17 protein-coding genes are annotated in these 17,274 nt (G+C 66.0%); 6 read left to right on the top strand and 11 right to left on the bottom strand.

All coding sequences use genetic code 11. The features are described from left to right. Positions 1-166: 166 nt before the first annotated feature. Entirely contained in the window at positions 167-934 is a 768-nt protein-coding gene (locus A6723_RS27525) for an ATP-binding cassette domain-containing protein (protein ID WP_024766478.1), read from the bottom strand. Between the two features lie 166 nt (positions 935-1,100). Here A6723_RS27525 and A6723_RS27520 point away from each other — a divergent pair, with 166 nt between their 5' ends. Further along, positions 1,101-3,065, top strand: a complete 1,965-nt coding sequence (locus A6723_RS27520; RefSeq protein ID WP_054906917.1) for a DEAD/DEAH box helicase — start codon at positions 1,101-1,103, stop codon at positions 3,063-3,065. A 3-nt stretch (positions 3,066-3,068) separates the two neighbouring features. Here A6723_RS27520 and A6723_RS27515 read toward each other — a convergent pair whose 3' ends face one another. Then, entirely contained in the window at positions 3,069-3,410 is a 342-nt protein-coding gene (locus A6723_RS27515) for an FKBP-type peptidyl-prolyl cis-trans isomerase (RefSeq protein WP_024766480.1), read from the bottom strand. Between the two features lie 222 nt (positions 3,411-3,632). Here A6723_RS27515 and A6723_RS27510 point away from each other — a divergent pair, with 222 nt between their 5' ends. Then, complete coding sequence (locus A6723_RS27510) at positions 3,633-4,106, top strand: glycine zipper 2TM domain-containing protein (protein WP_054906916.1); 474 nt, start codon at positions 3,633-3,635, stop codon at positions 4,104-4,106. 2 nt (positions 4,107-4,108) lie between these two features. Here A6723_RS27510 and A6723_RS27505 read toward each other — a convergent pair whose 3' ends face one another. After that, positions 4,109-5,020 carry a LysR substrate-binding domain-containing protein gene (locus A6723_RS27505; RefSeq protein WP_054906915.1) on the bottom strand — a complete coding sequence of 304 codons (912 nt, stop codon included), beginning with the start codon at positions 5,018-5,020 and terminating at the stop codon, positions 4,109-4,111. Between the two features lie 123 nt (positions 5,021-5,143). On the opposite strand from A6723_RS27505, the gene A6723_RS27500 reads away from it, so the two are divergent. Further along, positions 5,144-5,959 carry an aminotransferase class IV family protein gene (locus A6723_RS27500; RefSeq protein ID WP_054906914.1) on the top strand — a complete coding sequence of 272 codons (816 nt, stop codon included), beginning with the start codon at positions 5,144-5,146 and terminating at the stop codon, positions 5,957-5,959. Between the two features lie 150 nt (positions 5,960-6,109). On the opposite strand, the gene A6723_RS27495 is transcribed toward A6723_RS27500, so the two are convergent. Beyond that, positions 6,110-6,886: an NAD(P)H-dependent oxidoreductase gene (locus A6723_RS27495; RefSeq protein ID WP_054906913.1), complete on the bottom strand. Its 777-nt coding sequence runs from the start codon at positions 6,884-6,886 to the stop codon at positions 6,110-6,112. A gap of 99 nt (positions 6,887-6,985) precedes the next feature. On the opposite strand from A6723_RS27495, the gene A6723_RS27490 reads away from it, so the two are divergent. Then, positions 6,986-7,879 carry a LysR family transcriptional regulator gene (locus tag A6723_RS27490; RefSeq protein WP_054906912.1) on the top strand — a complete coding sequence of 298 codons (894 nt, stop codon included), beginning with the start codon at positions 6,986-6,988 and terminating at the stop codon, positions 7,877-7,879. Between the two features lie 117 nt (positions 7,880-7,996). Here the strand turns inward: A6723_RS27490 and A6723_RS27485 are convergent, their stop codons facing one another. The 7 genes from A6723_RS27485 to A6723_RS27455 all read right to left on the bottom strand — a co-directional run bounded on the left by A6723_RS27485 (position 7,997) and on the right by A6723_RS27455 (position 15,809). Further along, positions 7,997-8,890, bottom strand: a complete 894-nt coding sequence (locus tag A6723_RS27485; protein WP_054906911.1) for an alpha/beta hydrolase — start codon at positions 8,888-8,890, stop codon at positions 7,997-7,999. Between the two features lie 15 nt (positions 8,891-8,905). After that, on the bottom strand, positions 8,906-11,125 hold the full coding sequence (locus A6723_RS27480; RefSeq protein WP_371914081.1) for a TonB-dependent siderophore receptor: 2,220 nt from the start codon (positions 11,123-11,125) through the stop codon (positions 8,906-8,908). A gap of 96 nt (positions 11,126-11,221) precedes the next feature. Beyond that, positions 11,222-12,598: a sensor histidine kinase gene (locus A6723_RS27475; protein WP_054906909.1), complete on the bottom strand. Its 1,377-nt coding sequence runs from the start codon at positions 12,596-12,598 to the stop codon at positions 11,222-11,224. Continuing rightward, on the bottom strand, positions 12,598-13,290 hold the full coding sequence (locus tag A6723_RS27470) for a response regulator transcription factor (RefSeq protein ID WP_054906908.1): 693 nt from the start codon (positions 13,288-13,290) through the stop codon (positions 12,598-12,600). The genes A6723_RS27475 and A6723_RS27470 overlap by 1 nt, the downstream gene beginning before the upstream one ends. Before the next feature lie 99 nt (positions 13,291-13,389). Next, entirely contained in the window at positions 13,390-13,839 is a 450-nt protein-coding gene (locus tag A6723_RS27465) for an isoprenylcysteine carboxylmethyltransferase family protein (RefSeq protein ID WP_024766496.1), read from the bottom strand. Positions 13,840-13,914: 75 nt separating this feature from the next. Beyond that, positions 13,915-14,562 carry a hypothetical protein gene (locus A6723_RS27460; protein WP_054906907.1) on the bottom strand — a complete coding sequence of 216 codons (648 nt, stop codon included), beginning with the start codon at positions 14,560-14,562 and terminating at the stop codon, positions 13,915-13,917. A gap of 41 nt (positions 14,563-14,603) precedes the next feature. Beyond that, positions 14,604-15,809, bottom strand: coding sequence for a hypothetical protein (locus A6723_RS27455; RefSeq protein ID WP_054906906.1), 1,206 nt, complete (start codon positions 15,807-15,809; stop codon positions 14,604-14,606). A gap of 95 nt (positions 15,810-15,904) precedes the next feature. Between A6723_RS27455 and A6723_RS27450 the strand changes: the two genes are divergently transcribed. Beyond that, complete coding sequence (locus A6723_RS27450) at positions 15,905-16,666, top strand: thioredoxin family protein (RefSeq protein WP_054906905.1); 762 nt, start codon at positions 15,905-15,907, stop codon at positions 16,664-16,666. Positions 16,667-16,913: 247 nt separating this feature from the next. Next, a partial coding sequence (locus A6723_RS27445; protein WP_256546980.1) for a contractile injection system protein, VgrG/Pvc8 family occupies positions 16,914-17,274 on the top strand: 361 nt, incomplete at its 3' end.

Here is a 17,274-nt window from a genome sequence, read left to right as displayed (position 1 = left end):
TTTTCGCCTGAGCGAAAAACCGGATGGAGGGGCGAGACTTTTTGGTTCCTTTTGTGGCGTTTGACAAAAGGGACTCGCCCGAGGGGGCGAAACAAAATCCCTCCGAACACACCGAAGCGGCGCAGAAACGCCATACCAAAAGCCATCGCGGACGGAGTCCTACACGTCAGCGCAGATAACTGATCGGCGAGCCATCCACCGGATTGCTCAGCACGCCCATGGGTATGCCGTAGATATCCTCCAGCGTGTCCCCGCGCATCAGCTCGGCGGGCGAGCCCTGGGCCAGCAGGCGGCCGCCGTGCAGGGCGATCAGGTGGTCGCAGTAACGCGCCGCCATGTTGATGTCGTGCAGCACCACCAGCACGCCCAGGCCCAGCTCGCGGCTCAGTTCGTGGACGCGTGAGAGCACTTCGACCTGGTGGGCGATATCCAGCGCCGAGGTCGGTTCGTCCAGCAGCAGGTAGCGGCTGTTCTGCGCCAGCAGCATGGCCAGCCAGACGCGTTGGCGTTCGCCGCCGGAAAGCAGGTCCACCGGGCGGTCGGCGAAGGCCTGGGTGTCGGTCAGCTCCAGCGCGCGGTCGATCTGCTTGCGGTCTTCGCCGGTCACGCGACCCAGCGCGCCATGCCACGGATAACGGCCGAAAGCGACCAGTTCGCGCACGGTCAGGCCGTCGGTCTGCGGCAGCTGTTGTGGCAGGTAGGCTACCTGGCGCGCGAAGTCGCGGTTGCCCCAGTCCTGCAGCGGCTTGCCGTCCAGGCGGATGCTGCCGCTGCTGGCCTGCTGCTGGCGGGCCAGCAGTTTGAGCAGCGTGGACTTGCCCGAACCGTTGTGGCCGATCAGGCCGATCATGTTGCCGTCGGCCAGTTGCAGGCTCAGCGGTTGCAGAAGGGTGCGACCGGGGACGCTGAAACTGACATTTTCCAGTTCGAACATGGGGTCATCCATCAGGGCGGCAAGGCCGGAAAAAGCGGGAGCCCGACTCTAATCCAATCGCTAATGGTTATCAATTTTCCAAGACCTTGCGGAACCGCCCGATCACTTGCCTGTCACTGTCCGAAAGCGCTTATGATTCAACGCTGTAATTGATCTGGTGGGGCCCATGGAGTCTGCTGTCGAACGCTACAAACGCCTGCTCGCCGAGGCCCTGGCGCGTTATTTCCCCCGTACCACCGAATACCTGCGCACCGAACGCGAAGCGGCGCAGCCGCAGCCCCGTGGACGCGGCAAGGCCAAGGGCAAAGCCAAGGCACCTGCCAAGCGCACGGCAAAAACCAAGCAGGATGGCGAGGGGCCCGCGCCCAGGCGCCCGCGCGCTCCTGCCGTAGCCGGCATCTACGGCACCGCCAAGGCGCCCGATGAGCAGCTCGCCCTGGACATGCGCCAGCGAGTGGCCCAGGCCGCCGCCCACGGCGTGATCAGCCAGCCTTCGGACGAACAGTGGGCGATGATCCTCGCGCCCGAACCGCTGACCCGCATCTTCGCCGGCGCCGGCTCCGGCAAGTCGACGACGCTGGTCCTGCGCGTCGTCTACATGCTGTGCCACCTGGGCATCGAGGCCGAGCGAGTGACGGTGATTTCCTTCACCAACGCCTCCTGCGCCCAGCTGCGCGAGCAGCTGGTAAAAGTGCTCGGCTACTGGGGCCATCCCTTCGACGCGGCGCAGGCGAGGCAGTGCGTGCGTACCTTCCATTCGGCCATGGGCACGCTGGCGAAAGTTGCGCTGAAGAATCCTCGTTGGTTCGAGCAACTGGACGAGCGCACTCCGGCAGACGAACTGGACAACCCCTTGCTGGCGGGACGCCTGCGCCCGGCGCAGCAGCGGCTGCTCAAGCAGGTCTACCAGCAGTGCTATGCCGACCAGCACGAATTCCGTGTCCTGGCGCATCAGCTGCTGGAGCTGCCGCCACCGCCTGAAGCAGGTGAGGATGGCAAGCCGCCGCGCATCGGCAAGGCGCCGCTGGATGCCTTCAAGTTATCTGGAGAGTTCACCGCGCTGCCGCTGTTCGAAGCCTTCTATGCCCAGGCCGGGTTCATCGAGAGCATCGGCCTGCGCATCGCCCAGCTGCAGCCGAAGAAGCTTGGCTGTCCGGCGCGCGAACGGCAGTTCGTCGAAGCGCTGCAACTGTTCTGGGTGGCCTTCGAAAACGCGCTGCAGGAACAGGGCCTGCTGACCTTCAACCTGGCCTTCCAGCGCCTCACCGACCAGCTAGGTGACGGCACGTTGCCGGCCGCAGCCCTGGCGCCGTTCCAGCACCTGCTGATCGACGAGTTCCAGGACGTATCGCCGCAGATCGTGCAGTGGCTGCAGGCGCTGCACCGCGACCTCGCCAAGCGCGGCGAAGCCGTCAGCCTGATGGCCATCGGTGACGACTGGCAGTCCATCTACGCCTGGCGCGGCAGCTCGCCGGAGCTGTTCATGGACTTCGACCGGCATTTCCCCAGCAAGGGCCGGCGCAAGAGCCGCGTGCTGCTGTTGGAAACCAACTACCGCAGCATTGACCCGGTGGTCCGTGACGGCGAGCGGGTGCTGGTGGGCGTGGCGAACAAGCAGGCCAAGACCTGCCGCGCGTTCAAGTCGGCGGAAGCGGGGGATCACGGCGTGAAGTTGGTGCAGCGTTTCGATGCGCGCAACAGCCTGCCGATTCTGCTCGATGAGATCCGCAAGCAGTGCGAGCACGTCGCCACGCGCGGATCGCGGGAGAAGACCGCCGTGCTGCTGCTCAGCCGGCGCAATGAAACCCTGCAAACGATCCTCGGCGAGCTGGACCGCAAGCTGCCGGTGAAGGGCATGACCATCCACCGTGCCAAGGGTCTGCAAGCGGAAGTGGCGATCATCGTCGACGACTGCGCGCCACCGGAAAAACATCCGCTGCGTAGCGCGCTGTACGCGGCTTCGGGCTTCTTCGCCAGCAGCTATGACCAGGCCCAGCAGGATGAGCAGCTGCGTCTGGCCTACGTGGCGATCACCCGTGGCGTGAGCCGGGTGTTCTGGTTTACCCGCAAGGCGCAGGGGCCGACGGCGATCCTGGCCATGCGGCGCAACGTGGAAGCTGCGCAGGCATGAGGATCAATCGTCGCGGGTGAGGACTTCCAGCAGTTCGATCTCGAACAGCAGGTTGGAGTTGGGCTGGATGTGCGCGCCGACCTGGCGCTCGCCGTAGGCCAGGTGCGCCGGCACGAAGAGCTTGCGCTTGCCGCCGACCTTCATGCCCATCAGACCCTGGTCCCAGCCCTTGATCACCCGGCCGGTGCCGATCACGCACTGGAAGGGGCGGCCCTTGTCGTAGGACGAATCGAAGACGGTGCCGTCCTCCAGGGTGCCCTTGTACTGGGTGGTGATCAGGGCGCCCTTGACCACGGCCTTGCCGTCGCCGACGACGATATCTTCGATCTGCAGTTCGTTGCTCATGGGGTGTTCTCGTGTTGCGGTGGCGAAGGGCGTGCGTTTTCGCAGGAATGCGCAGCAAAGGCAAGTCCCGCCTGGTGGACTGTCCTTGGGCTTGTGCCCACATTCTACCGTCCGTCGCAATCGCTACCTGGCCCGGGCAAATCACCGAATCCGAGCGATGCTCAGCAGGCTGGGTGGCACGCGCCGCCGGGGTCGGCAACCAACCCAACCTAGGAGATCGCCATGCGTCGCATCAACCACGGATTCCTCATCGGTTTCTTCGTACTTGGGCTCAGTGCCTGTGCCGCCATGGATAGCGGCGGGGGCGGTAGCGGCAATGGCGGGCCGGGGGAAATGGAGATTCGTACCGGGGTGGTCGAGCAGGTGACCGATACCCAAGTGAAGACCAACCATGACACGGGTGTCGGCGCCATTCTCGGTGGCCTTGGCGGTGTGGCGCTGGGCAGCCTAATCGGCCGCGGTACCGGTCGCGACGTGGCGATGATCGCAGGCGCGTTGGCCGGTGGCGTGGGCGGCAACTATGCCGAGCAGCGCCAGTACGACAAACCCCAGGAAGCGCAGCAGATTATCGTGCGGATGAAGAATGGCGTGCTGGTGTCGGTGACCCAGCCGGTGAACGCCGAGCTCAAGCCCGGCAGCAAGGTCTACATCGAAGGGCAGGGCGCCGGTGCCCGCGTGGTGCCGCAGAACGACTGAGTTCAGTCGACCAGCTCGGCCAGCGCCCAGTCGCGGAAGGCCTTCACCCGCGGGTCCTCTGCACTGGCCTGCGGGTAGACCAGGTTGTAGGCGTAGTCCTGGGCGACGCGCACGCCCAGCTCGAAGGGCTGCACCAGCAGGCCCTGCTCCAGTTCGCGGGCGACCATGGCCTGGTCGGCCAGCCCGACCGCGCCGCCTTCCAGCACGGCCTGCACCACGTGGCTGGTGTCCTCGAAGGTCACGCAGTTGCCAGCGTCGAACTCTTCCACGCCGGCTGCAGCCATCCAGCGCGACCAGTCCGGCCAGGCGGCGCCTTCGGTCTCGCACACCACATGGCACAGGGTATGGGCCTGCAGGTCGCGCGGCTCGCGCAAGGGTGGACCTTCGCTGAGCAGGCTCGGGCAGCACACCGGCACTATCTGGGTATCGAACAGGCGCTCCGCGACCAGGCCGGGGTAGTGTCCGCTGCCGAAGCGGATGGCCAGATCGATGTCGTCGACGGCGAAATCCCGCAACTCGTCGCTGACGTCGAAACTGAGCTTCAACCCCGGATGCAGTGCGCGGAATTTCGGCAGACGCGGCAGCAGCCAGTGCGTGGCGAACCGGGCTGTCAACGAGACCCGTAGTTGTTCCGAAGTCCGCGCCAACCGTCGGGCACGCACGGTGGCGCGGTGCAGCAGGCCGAGGGACTCGACTGCCGCTTCGAGCAGCAACGCGCCCGCCGGGGTCAGCTGGATACTGCGACTGGTACGCACGAACAGGCCGAGGCCGAGCTGGTCTTCCAGCTCCTTGATCTGGTGGCTGACCGCGGCCGGCGTCAGGCCGACTTCTTCCGCCGCGCGGGTGAAGTTGAGGTGACGGCCAGCCGCCTCGAAGGTGCGCAGGCTGCGGATGCCGGGAAAGGGGCGACTCATCGATCTTCAAATCCTGCTTGATGATCCGTCGAGAAATACTCGTTTCTCCTGGCTTCGTCAAAGGCCGATAGTGATCTCACCTGATGTTGAATTTGAAGATCATCGAGCAGAGGAAGCCACGCCATGTCAGCCGCCATCCATCCCTACATCACCCAGCGCAATGCCCAGCCGGCCAGCGCCGACGACCTTGCGCCCCTGGCTTTCGCCGGTTATGCGCATTTCACCGCCATGCAGGTGCGTGGCGGCGGCATTCGCGGCCTGGACCTGCACCTGGAGCGCCTGCGCAACGCTTCGCAGCGGCTGTTCGGCCAGAGCCACTCCGATGAGGAGATTCGTGCCGCCTTGCGTACCGCGCTGGAGCAGGCGCCGGCAGACGTATCCCTGATGGCGACGGTCTACTCGCCCGCCGGGGAATTCACCGTTGCCGGCCCTGAACATCGCCCCGAGCTGCTGGTGCGCACCGCGCCGCCTTCGGATGGCCCGCAGGGGCCGCTGGCCCTCGCTATTGCCGGGCACGAACGGGTGCTGCCGGAGATCAAGCACGTCGGCGAGATCGCCAAGACCTGGTACCTGCGCGAAGCGGTGGCCGCCGGCTTCGACGATGCGGTGTTCACCGACCATCGCGGGCGCTTCAGCGAGGCGACCATCTGGAACCTGGCGTTCTGGGACGGTGAAACCGTGGTCTGGCCGCGGGCGAAAATGCTTACCGGCACCACCATGGGCATCCTCCAGCGGCAACTGGAACGGCAGGGCGTGCGCCAGGTCACCCGCGCCATCGACCAGCAGGACCTGCCGCGCCTGATCGGTGCCGTGGTGATGAACTCCTGGACGCCGGCGGTACCGGTGAGTCGCATCGGCGACGTGGAATTTTCCCCGGCGCCGGAGTTCGTCGAGTTGCTGCGCAGCGCCTTCGAGGCGGAGCCGCGTGTTCAGCCCTGAGGGCTGCGCGGTTCGCGGGCAATCCCGCCCAATAATCAGGCTGGCAGACTGTAGGGCGAATAACCTGGAACAGGTTATGCGCCCTACGAAAATCCTGCAGGTGCATGCGCGCAGCTCCTTGTAGGAGCGAGCTTGCTCGCGAACAGGGGCTCAATCCAGATGCGCAGTAAAACCGGTTGCCTGAGGATTGATCTCATCGCGCAAGGTCAACGCGGGAATCTGGTAATCGCCGCCGTTCTGCCGACGGAAGGGGATGGGAACCGTGGTCTGGAGCGTCTCCAGGCGCTCGCCCAATTCCCGTTCGATCTGCGCGTAGCGCTCGGCGTCTACACGGCTGGTGCGGTAGACCAGGTACGGCGGCAGCACGTCGAAGCCGGGGTAGTACAGCATGCCGTGATGGATCGGGAAGAGCAGGTCATCGATCGGGCCGTTGATGCCGCGCGGGCTGTAGTGCGATTCCCAGCCGCCGGTGGTGACCACCAGCATGGCGCGTTTGCCGGCGAGGTTACCTTCGCCATAGCGGTCGCCCCAGCGGGCGTCGGAGTGCTCGCCGACGCCGTAGGCGAAGCCATAGGCGTATACCCGCTCGAACCAGCCCTTGAGGATTGCCGGCATGCTGAACCACCAGAGCGGGAACTGCAGGATCACGGTGTCGGCCCAGCGCAGCTTTTCCTGTTCGGCGGCGATGTCGGTGCTCTGCCGGCCAGCGGCGTAGGCGCGCTTGGAGTCCAGCGAGGGGTCGAAACGCGCTTCGGGATCGCGGTCGAGGTTGTCGCAAGCGTCGAGCGGGGCCTTCCAGTTCATCGCATACAGGTCCGAGACCTGCACGGCATGGCCGGCCGCCTGCAGGTGGCGCACGGCGAAGTCCTTCAGTGAGCCATTGAGCGAACGTGGTTCGGGGTGGGCGTAGACGATCAGTACGTTCATGAATGCCTTCCTGTGAGTCATCCGGTGAGAGGGGATGGGCGCAGGATGCGGATTGCCGGGGTATAGTTGAAATGAATATCCGGTATCCCAGGTATATCAATGAATAATCTGCGCAGGCTCGATCTGAATCTGCTGGTGACCCTCGACGTGCTGCTGCGCGAGCACAACGTCACACGCGCCGCCGAGCAGCTGAATTTTTCCCAGCCCTCGGTCAGCGTGCACCTGGCCAAGCTGCGCGACATCTTCGACGACCCACTGCTGCTGCCCGGCCCACGCGGCATGCGCCCGACGGCGCGGGCGGAGTCCCTGCGCGAACCTCTGCGTATTGCCCTGGAGGCGCTGGAACAGGCGGTGGCGCCGTCGGCGCCTTTCGATCCGGCCCTGGCGGACAACACCTGGCGCATCGCCGCGACCGACTATGGCGAGTCGACCATTCTGTTGCCGGCCTTGAGCGCTATTCGCGGCAGCGCACCGGGCACTCGCCTGGCCCTGCTGGAGCTGTCGCCGCCGCGCATCGCCCGGCAGGCGGAGCAGGGCGAGATCGACCTGGCGTTCCACACTACCGATGGCAGCCCGCCGAACATGCGCCGGCGCACGTTGTTCACCGAGCGCTACGTGCTGGCCGGGCGTGCCGGGCACCCGAAGTTGAAGCGCAAGCCGAGCCTGGCGCAGTTCTGCCAGTTGGAGCATGTGATGGTGTCGCCCGATGGCGGCGGCTTCAGCGGCGTGACCGACGAAGTGTTGGCGGCGGTCGGCCTGAGCCGGCGCGTGGCCTTGTCGGTGCCGCATTTCCTCTTCGTTATCTCGGCGCTGGCCAGCAGCGAACTGGTGGCCATGGTGCCGGCGCGGCTGGTGCGCAATAACCCGGCGCTGCGCGTGGTGGAGGCGCCGGTGGAGGTGCCGGGATACGAGATGTCGATGCTCTGGGACGAACGCTCGCACCGCGACCCGGCGCACCGGTGGTTGCGGGAGCAGATTGCCGCGTCAGTCTGAGCATCAATGGCGTTCATGTAGGAGCGAGCTTGCTCGCGAACCGCCCAGCGTCGAAGTCGCCGATAAGTCCTTGTTCGCGAGCAAGCTCGCTCCTACAACCTGGCCCGGTGCCTCAGGTCACTGCCCAAACCGCGTCTGCAACAGATAGCGCAGCGAAGCCTCCAGCGTTTGCCCATGGCTCATGCCGTCGAAGGCGTGGAACCGCGCCTGCATGCCGGGCACTTTGCCCACGCTTTCTACCAATTGCTGGGCGGCGCGCGGCGCGCTGGGAGTGATGTCTTCGCGCGGCTTGAAGGGCTCCTTGCCGCCGCGCATCAGCAGCAGCTGCGCAGAATGCCCGGCCATGCGTTGGGCAAAGCCTTCCTGCTCCTGGAGGACGGCGCCATCACCCCACCACAGCGAAGGGCTGGCCGGTGCGTAGAAGCTGAACTGCTGCGGGCGGGTGAGCAACGCGTGGAGTGTCAGCAGGCCGCCGTAGGAGTGACCCCAGAGGGTCTGCTGCGAACGGTCGATGGGCGCCTGGGCGGCCACCGCCGGGAGCATGCGGTCGCGCATCAGGTCGAGGAAGGCATCGGCGCCGCCGCTGGGGTCGCCGGTGAGCGGGTCCTTCTGCTCGGCCAGTTGCGGGCGCGGCGGGGTGTAGTCGCGGGTGCGGCCGGCGCGGTCAATGCGCAGGGGCGTCTGATAACCCACGGCAACCAGCAATGGCGCCTTGCCGTTGTTCAGGTCGTTGAGCAGCTTTTCGTCCAGTGCGCCGACGGCGGCGTTGCCATCGAGCATCCATACCACTGGATAGCCGGCGGCCGGAGCAGGGTGGTTCGGCCGGGCAATCCATAGCTGGTAGTGACGCTGGCCATCGGCGGAATCCAGCTTGAGTTCACTGAAGCGGTAGGCCAGGTCGCTGCGTTGCAGCAGGGTCGTGTCCATTTTCTGGTCGGGGGCAGGCGCGGCGTGCGCTGCCAGCCCCGGCACGGCGAATGCCAGTGCCAGGGCCAGGAGGCGAAATCTCATCAGGCTTTTCTCTAATCAAAACGACGCGGTGAGGCTGGTGTACAGCGTGCGGCCCGGTTCGTTGTAGGTGGCCGCGCCGGCGCCCTCGATGCCGTTCACGCCCTGGGCGTTGCCCTCGCGGAACAGGCGCTTGTCGAACACGTTGTCCACCCCGGCGGTGAAGCTCAGGTTCTTGGTGAACACATAAGTGCCGCTCAGCCCGGCGATGGCGTAGGGCGAGAGCTGGTTGTTGGCGCTGCCGGTGACGCGGTCGCCGTGGTAGTCGTACTTCTTCGGCTTCTGCTTGCCGTACCAGGCGACGCTGGCTTGCAGCGACAGGGCGTCGGTGGCTTGCCAGTCGAGCATGGAGTTCAGGGTGTACTTCGGCGTCACCGAGAGCACGTCACCGGTTTCCTTGTTCTTCGATTGCAGCATGTAGGTGAAGTTGTTGCTCCACTTCAGCTGCTCCATCAGCGGGATGGTCAGGGTGCCTTCCAGGCCCTCGACCAGCGCCTTGGGCACGTTTTCCCACTGGTAGATCGCCGCGTTGGCGTAGCTGCCGGTGCCGCCGCTGGCCTGATCGATGGGCGACAGGCCCGACTCGATCTTGTTCTTGTAGTCGTTGCGGAAGTAGGTCAGGCCGGCGATCAGGCCGTCCTTGTTGAACTCGATGCCCAGCTCCTTGTTGACGCTGGTTTCCGCCTTGAGGTCCTCGTTGCCCTGCAGGTAGCAGCTGGTGCTCTGGCCGTAGCAACCCTGGCCGCGGCTGTAGAGCAGGTAGTCGGAGTTGAGCTGGTACAGGTTCGGCGCCTTGTAGGCGCGGGCGATACCGGCCTTCAGGGTGACGCTGTCGGTGAGCGCGTGGGACAGGTTCAGCGACGGGCTGAAGTTGTCGCCGACGATGTTGTGGTGGTCCCAGCGCAGGCCCGGAGTCAGCATGGTGCCGGGCAACAGTTCGATGTTGTCCTCGGCGAACAGCGAGAAGATCTGTGCCTGCGAGGTGGTGTCACGGTTGCTGCTGGCCAGGCCCGGCACCGAGCCGCCCTCGCTGGTGGTCTGGGTGTTGGCGCTGGGGTCGTCGAGCTTCTGCTGCACCCATTCGCTGCCCAGGGTCAGGGTCTGGTCGCGCCAGGCGTGCAGCGGCAGGTTCACTTCGCCGTGGGCGGTCAGGTCGCGCAGGGTGGCGGTGTAGAAATCGGTGTTGCTGAAGATACCCTCGGTGCCGCCGGCCAGGCCTTCGTTGATGCGGCTGTTGCGGGTCTTCTCGTACTGCAGGTAAGCCATGGAGCTGCCGAAGTCCCACTCGCCGCGATGGGTGATCGAGTAGTTCTCGCGGTACATGCGGTTGGTCTCGTGACCGAGCATGGACTTCACGTTGGCGTTGCTGTTGGTGTTCTGGGTGTCGCCGGTGTAGATGTTGCCCTGGCGGCTGAAGCCGGCCTCGAAGTCGAGGGTCTGCTCGGGCGTCAGGTGCCAGCTGAGCAGGCCGTTGACGTCCTTGTTGCGCACGCCTTCGCGGCCGGCGGGGAGGGTGCCGACCTGGTTGCCGGTGCGGTTGGATTCGTGGCCGGCGTTGATGTCCCAGTCGTCCGAGTCGGTCTTGGCGACGTTGCCGTAGACGCGGTAGCTCAGGGTGTCGGTCAGCGGGCCGTTGAGGCCGAAGGTCATGCGCTGGGTGGCGCCTTCGTCGCTGTGCTGCGGGAAGTTGCTGTAGACGGTGACGTCGCCGTGGGTTTCCTTGCCGGCCTGCTTGGTGATGATGTTCACCACGCCGCCCGCCGCGCCATTGCCGTAGCGCGCCGCCGCCGGGCCGCGCAGCACTTCGATGCGCTCCACCTGGTCGGCCGGCACCCAGTTGGTGTCACCGCGCGAGTCGCGCTCGCCGCGCCAGCCGTAGCGCACGGCGTTGCGACTGGCGACCGGCTTGCCGTCCACCAGGATCAGGGTGTTCTCCGGGCCCATGCCGCGGATGTCGATCTGGCGGTTGTTGCCGCGCTGGCCGCTGGTGGAGTTGCCGGTCAGGTTGACGCCCGGCATGGTGCGGATGATCTGCGAAAGGTCGCTGGCCGGCGGGCGCTTCTTGATGTCCTCGGCGGTGATGATCGACACGCCCGGCATCTGCTTGGCTTCCTCCGCGGCGGTGGCGACGATGGTTTCGCTGTCGAACTCGACGACATCGGAATCGGCGCTGGCTGCCTGTACGGCGAAGGACAGCAGGCAACTGGAAAGCAGCAGGAAGGGCGGAAGGAACTGCATCGGACGGGACGACATCGGTGATCTCCAGAGGAGGACGATTACTAAGAGATCACAAATGATAATGACTGCTATTTGCCAGTAAAGCGCATTAACTTTCTAAACACTTGCGATGGACTGTTGGGACGGCTCTGCGGGCAGCAGCAGGTGCAGGCAGAGCCCGGCCTGGCCATTCTTCGCGCCGTTTTCGGCCCACAGGCGGCCGTCCGCGAGCTCGATGCCGCGCCGGGCGATGGCCAGGCCAAGGCCGAAACCGCTGGACTCGGACGGCTGTAGCCGCTGGTAGGGCTGGAAGATGCGCTCAAGGTCAGGTTCGGCGACGCCGGGGCCATCGTCACTGACGCACAGGTGCCAGAACCCGCCCTCGCGCCAGCCGTCCAGACGCACCTTGCCGTTGCGCGGGGAGTGACGGATACCGTTGCGCAGCAGGTTCTCGATGGCCTGGGCGAAGCTGTCCAGGTGCACCTGCACGATGCAGTCGGTGCCCAGCGAGCAGGGCAGGCGTTCGACTTCCCAGCCACTTTCGAAGCAGGCGTCTTCGCGCAGCGCCTCCCACACCGACAGCACCAGCACCGGCTCACGTTCGAGCTGCGGGCGCTCGGTATCCATCCACGCCAGGTCGAGGGTGTCTTCCAGCAGGCGCTGCATATCGTTGATCTCACGGTCCAGCCGCTCGCGCAGATGTTCCGCCGGCAGGTCGCTGTCATGGGCGATGCGCAGGCGTGCCAGCGGAGTGCGCAGCTCGTGGGACAGGGTGCGCAGCAGCAGTCGCTGCTGGGCAAGGCTATGGCGTAGCCGCTCGGCCATGTGATCGAAGGCCAGTGCCAGCTCGCCCAGCTCATCGCGGCGATTGGCCAGTGGCGTGCCGGGCATGTCGCTGTCCAGATCGTCGGCGCGCAGGGCGTCGGCACGGGCGCGCAGGCGATTGAGCGGCAGCACCAGGTGGCGGTAGATCAGCAGGCCGAGGAGGGCGGCCAGCAGGGTCGGCACCACGCCGTGGCTGAACAGGTGCGTCCAGGGTGTCAGGCCGCCAGGTAGCAGCCGCTCGGGCAGTTGCATGACCAGCCGGCCGCGTTCGGGATGCGTGGGAAACTCGATGCTGACGTAGGGCAGCTCATCCTGCAGGCGTCGGCTCATCGGCCAGTCGAGCTTGCGCATGAACGTCAGGTGGCTGGATTCCGCCGCCGTCAGTGGCGTGCTGCCCAGGCTCTGCAGGTGGTCGCCGATCACCGCCACCCAAGTGTCTTCAGCGGCGGACAGCTCCCGGCGGAAGCGCTCGACACCTTCGGCGCCGTGCTGCTCGAAGACCATTTCCGCCTGCTCGGCATAGCGCGCGAGGTAGTCGCGATCGGCTTCGCCCAGGAAGTAGGTGCTGCGCTCCAGCGACAGGCCCCAGGTCCAGATCAGCCAGGTCAGCAGCAGGCAGAAGCCGACCTGCAGCGCGGCGATCTTCCATAGCAGGGGATGACGGCGCATCAGTGGCGTTCCGCGTCCACCAGGATGTAGCCCTGGCCGCGCACCGCCTGGATCTGCACCTGCTGCGCGCCGATGGCGGCCAGCTTGCGGCGCAGGTTGCAGACGTGCACGTCCAGCCCACGGTCGAGGCGCGTGTACGCGCGGTGCAGCACGCTCTGGTAGAGGAAGCTCTTGCTCAGTGCCTCGCCGGCGTGGGCGTTCAGCGTGGCCAGCAGGCGATACTCGGAATGCGTCAGCCCTGCGTGCTCACCCTTGCGGGAAACGTCCTGCAGCTCATCGTCGAACTCCAGCGAGCCCTGCGGGCGAGGCACCTCGCGGGCACGGTCCAGACTGACCCGACGCAGCAGCGCATCGATGCGCGCGTCCAGTTCCGCCAGGCTGAAGGGCTTGGGCAGGTAATCGTCGGCGCCACGGGTGAAGCCGGTGATGCGGTCCTGCTCCGCGCCAAGGGCGGACATCAGCATGACCGGCGTAGTGCGATGGCTGCGCAGGGTATCGAGCAGGGAAAGGCCATCGACGCCGGGCAGCATGATGTCCAGCAGGACCAGGTCGAAGTCGTTCTGGTGAACGGCTACGAGGCCCTGGTCACCGTTGGCGCAGGTGGTGACGGCAAAACCGCGCTGACAGAAATGGCGTTCGAGGTCCAGGCGAAGACGGGAATCGTCCTCCACCAGCAGAAGCGAAGGGGACACGATAAACCTTGATGAGAGTTTCTTTGATGAGAATGTTTAGCATTTGCAAATATCTCATCTCTCCCGGTCACAAGGCAATGGCAATCTGCCGCGAGACCCTCAGACCCAGCGTCGCACCCGACCGCAGAAAGCCTCGAACTCCGCGCCGAACAGCTCGCGCAACGCCCTTTCCTCGGGGCGGATCTGGAATCGGCCGATGTACAGCACGAAGGCTGCGACACCGAGCACCGCCAGTGCGGACCCGAGGAACACGCACCAGCCCAGCAGGATGATGGCGAAGCCCAGGTACATGGGGTTGCGGGTGTGCCGGTAGATGCCGGCGACCACCAGGGACGAGGCGCTCTCCGGTTTCAGCGGATTGACCGTGGTGCGTGCACGGCGGAAAGACGCCACGCCTGCCAGGCATACCGCCGCCCCGGCCAGCACCACCAGCAGCGCCAGCCAAAGGCGGCCACCCAGGGGCGCAATCGGGCGTACCGCCAGCCACATCAGCAGGCCACTGATGATCGCCACCAGGGGCGGGGGAATGCGGTGTTCCAGCCAATCCATGCTCGGTCTCCGGGCCAGTGCGGCCAAATCCAGTGAGCTGCCAACACTAGCCCAGATCGCTTTCGTTGGCGCGCCTCAGCGCGGCCGACGCACCGCGCGGACCTTGCCGCTGTTGCCGCCGCCACAGTAGAAACGCTCGGCGCCGTCGGCTTCCAGGCCGGAAACGTGCACGCCCTCGGGCATGTCCAACTGCGCCAGAACCTCGCCGGACTGCGGGTCGATGCGGCGTAGCTCGCTGTAGGTCGACTCCGGCTCCCAGGTGCCATGCCAGAGTTGTCCTTCGACCCAGGTGACGCCGGTGACGAAACGATTTGAATCAATCGTACGCAGGACTTCACCGGTTTCCGGGTCGATCTGGTGAATCTTCCTGGCGCGGTACTCGCCGACCCAGAGCGAACCCTCCGCCCAGGCCATGCCGGAGTCGCCACCCTTGCCGGGTGCCGGAATGCTCGCCAGCACCTTGCCGCTGGCCGGGTCGATCTTCTGGATGATGCTTTCGCCGATCTGGTACAGGTACTTGCCGTCAAAGGCCGTACCGGCGTGGGCAGGAACTGCGATCGACGCTTCCAGCTCGCCGCTGGCGGGGTCCAGCCGTTGCAGATGGTCACCGGTGGCGATCCAGACGCGCTCGCCGTCCCAGGTCACGCCGGCGACGGTCTCGACGCCGGGGTATGGGCCGTATTCCTGGAGTACTTCTGCGGGAGATTGCTTGTAGCGAGTCATGGTTTGGCCCTGCACGTTGTGGATGGGAGGCTTGAGCCTATTCAGGCGCCGAAGGGCGCGGGGAGTAACAAGGTCGTCGCGAATCCGGGCGCTGGCGGCAGCGTCCAGCGCCGCGCCCGGCCCTGGCCCAACGCCTGTACCCGCCCGGTTCTGGCCAGTGTTTCGAGCGCGCGCTGAACGCTGCGCTGGCTGCTGCCGAGCGCCATGGCCAGGGCCGAACTGGACCAGGCCTCGCCATCGCTCAGCAACGCCAGTACGTCGGCATGGGAGTCCTCCAGCGGCGGCGCGAGGACAATCAGGCGGGTGGTCTTTTCGGGATACAGCGCGAACCCGCGCGGCGTCGCCGCTATCCGCGCCAGTGGCTGCAGCAGGCGGCGCAAGCGGCCCATCTCCACCCGCAGGCGCGCCCGGTGGGTTTCGTCCGGGTGGCGGGTGCGGAACACCCGGGCGATCAGGTCTGCGCGTGATACATCGCCGGGCCAGGCTTCGGCCAGCGCGCGGGCCAGGGCAAAGAGCACCGGCCGGCTGCCCAGCGCCACAGAGCCGAAGCGGCTGCGGCAGGCGTCCACCACCAAAGCGTCGGAGCCCAGCAGACTTTCCACTTCCTCCAGCGACAACAGGCGATCCGCTTGCGGCGAGATCAGTCGTGCGGCCGGTGCATCGAGCAGTCGCCCGGCCTGTTCGACCTCGGCGCACAGCGCCGGTATTCCGGCTTCCCTGGCCGCCAGGGCCGCAGCCCGCAGCGCCGCGCGCGCTTCGCCGGCACGCACCCGGCGCACGGCAAGGCCCGAGACGATGAGCCAGTGCACAGCACGCAATGGTGCAGGGATGGCGCTTGGATTGAGCGCCGCCAGCCGGCTTTCTGCCTCGTCAAGATGGCCGACCAGCAGCGCTCGGCGAATCAGCACATAACGCGCCTGGGCCGCGTTTCCCTCGTCGCCGTGAGCCTCCAGAGTCTTCGCGGCGTTTTCCATCGGCTCGGCCGGCCAATTCAGTTCGCGGCTGGCCAGCGCCACTTCCGCCTCGGCAACCCGGCAGCGCGCTCGCTCCATCGGCTCATGGGCGCCAAACGCGCGGCCGGCACGGCGGAGCAGGGCTCGGGCGCGGGGATAGTCGTTCAATTGCGCCATGGCAATGCCGCGCAGGGCGAGAGCCGGCGGGTCTTCGCGCAGTGCCACGCGGTTCAACGCGCCCAGCGGATCGCCCGATGCCAAAGCGCGGGCAGCCGCGGTGATCAGCGAATCCATGGAAATCCCGCCACCTTTGTCACTCCCGTCGACGTCGGCCCGCTGCCTAGTCTAAGCCATGCCCACCGAACCGCCGCTGGCGGAGGAGAACTGCCATGACTGCCCATTCCATCGGCACCCGCGAAGAATGGCTGGCCGCACGCCTGGAGCTGCTGGCCGAGGAAAAGGCGCTGACCCGGCGCAGCGACGAGCTGGCCCGCAAGCGCCAGGCGCTGCCCTGGGTGCTGATCGACAAGGACTACCGCTTCGACACCGAACAGGGCCCGGCAAGCCTTCAGGAGCTGTTTGCCGGCCGCTCGCAGTTGCTGGTCTACCACTTCATGTTCGGCCCGGACTACCGCGCCGGTTGCCCCTCCTGCTCGAACATCGCCGACGGTTTCGACGGCTACGCCAGCCACCTGGCGAACCACGACGTCAGCCTGGTGGCGGTGTCCCGCGCACCGCTGGAAAGGCTGCTGGGGTATCGGCGACGCATGGGCTGGAGCTTCCCCTGGGCGTCATCCCACGGCAGCGGCTTCAACTACGACTTCAATGTGTCCTTCACCGAGGCACAGCAGCGCGGCGGGGAAGTCGACTACAACTTCCGCCGCGAAGGCCCGGCCAAGGGGCCGGCACCGGCACCCGTCGTGGAAACCGCCGCCTGCTGCGGCACCGATGTGGCGACTTTTACCCGTGATCTGCCCGGCATGAGCAGCTTCGTTCGCGAAGGCGACCACATCTATCACTGCTACTCCACCTACGCCCGCGGCCTGGATGCCCTCTGGGGCCTGTTCCAGTGGCTCGACCGCGCGCCACGGGGGCGTAACGAGCAGGGCATGTGGTGGCGCCGGCACGATGAATACGACGCCGAACGCTAGACCGCGCCTCAGTTGGCAACGCAGTGGAAGGCGTCCGGTAGCCTTGTGGGGCGGGTGTGCTCAGGCCTCCTCGAATATGCAGGAGGTACTCGCCAAGGACCGACTGCGAGATCAGTTGATTGTGGTTGATTGACCCGGAGTTGTGTTTCTGATGATTGATCCGATAAGGATTCAGGATCGGTCCGATAGCGCCGCCATATCCAGACTGTTGGGATGACAGGCTTCGTATGGTCAAGGATGCTTATTGATGGTCAGCGCGCACTCTCTGCTCTTCGATCATTCCCGACACACCCTCACAGTGAAGGGCCAGAGTGCCTTGCTGGACGTCCTGGCGTTTTCCGGTAGCGAGGCACTCAGCGAGACCTTCCGCTACGCCATTGAAGTCACCAGCCCCAACCTAGACATCGCCGCCGATACTCTGCTTGGCAAGGACGCCAGCTTCAGCCTGCGCGCCGCGCCGCCCTCGATCACCATCCGCGGCTTCACACCGCCGCCTGTGGCTCCACTGCGCACACTTCATGGCGTGATTACCCGCTTCAAAAGACTCTCGGCCTCCCGAGATGAAGCACGCTATGAGCTGACGCTTGAGCCGCGCCTGACCCTCCTCG

The sequence above is a fragment of the Pseudomonas sp. AU11447 genome (assembly GCF_001672555.2).
Classification (GTDB): Bacteria; Pseudomonadota; Gammaproteobacteria; order Pseudomonadales; family Pseudomonadaceae; genus Pseudomonas; species Pseudomonas nitroreducens.
Note: the sequence above shows the minus strand (reverse complement) of the source record. Positions and strands in the feature narration are given on the sequence as shown.

Coding starts and splice junctions, on each gene's coding strand:
- A6723_RS27450 (WP_054906905.1), top strand. CDS start 15,905: ATGACTGCCCATTCCATCGGCACCCGCGAAGAATGGCTGGCCGCACGC.
- A6723_RS27490 (WP_054906912.1), top strand. CDS start 6,986: ATGAATAATCTGCGCAGGCTCGATCTGAATCTGCTGGTGACCCTCGAC.
- A6723_RS27525 (WP_024766478.1), bottom strand. CDS start 934: ATGTTCGAACTGGAAAATGTCAGTTTCAGCGTCCCCGGTCGCACCCTT.
- A6723_RS27460 (WP_054906907.1), bottom strand. CDS start 14,562: ATGACTCGCTACAAGCAATCTCCCGCAGAAGTACTCCAGGAATACGGC.
- A6723_RS27465 (WP_024766496.1), bottom strand. CDS start 13,839: ATGGATTGGCTGGAACACCGCATTCCCCCGCCCCTGGTGGCGATCATC.
- A6723_RS27480 (WP_371914081.1), bottom strand. CDS start 11,125: ATGCAGTTCCTTCCGCCCTTCCTGCTGCTTTCCAGTTGCCTGCTGTCC.
- A6723_RS27520 (WP_054906917.1), top strand. CDS start 1,101: ATGGAGTCTGCTGTCGAACGCTACAAACGCCTGCTCGCCGAGGCCCTG.
- A6723_RS27500 (WP_054906914.1), top strand. CDS start 5,144: ATGTCAGCCGCCATCCATCCCTACATCACCCAGCGCAATGCCCAGCCG.
- A6723_RS27475 (WP_054906909.1), bottom strand. CDS start 12,598: ATGCGCCGTCATCCCCTGCTATGGAAGATCGCCGCGCTGCAGGTCGGC.
- A6723_RS27495 (WP_054906913.1), bottom strand. CDS start 6,886: ATGAACGTACTGATCGTCTACGCCCACCCCGAACCACGTTCGCTCAAT.
- A6723_RS27505 (WP_054906915.1), bottom strand. CDS start 5,020: ATGAGTCGCCCCTTTCCCGGCATCCGCAGCCTGCGCACCTTCGAGGCG.
- A6723_RS27455 (WP_054906906.1), bottom strand. CDS start 15,809: ATGGATTCGCTGATCACCGCGGCTGCCCGCGCTTTGGCATCGGGCGAT.
- A6723_RS27485 (WP_054906911.1), bottom strand. CDS start 8,890: ATGAGATTTCGCCTCCTGGCCCTGGCACTGGCATTCGCCGTGCCGGGG.
- A6723_RS27515 (WP_024766480.1), bottom strand. CDS start 3,410: ATGAGCAACGAACTGCAGATCGAAGATATCGTCGTCGGCGACGGCAAG.
- A6723_RS27510 (WP_054906916.1), top strand. CDS start 3,633: ATGCGTCGCATCAACCACGGATTCCTCATCGGTTTCTTCGTACTTGGG.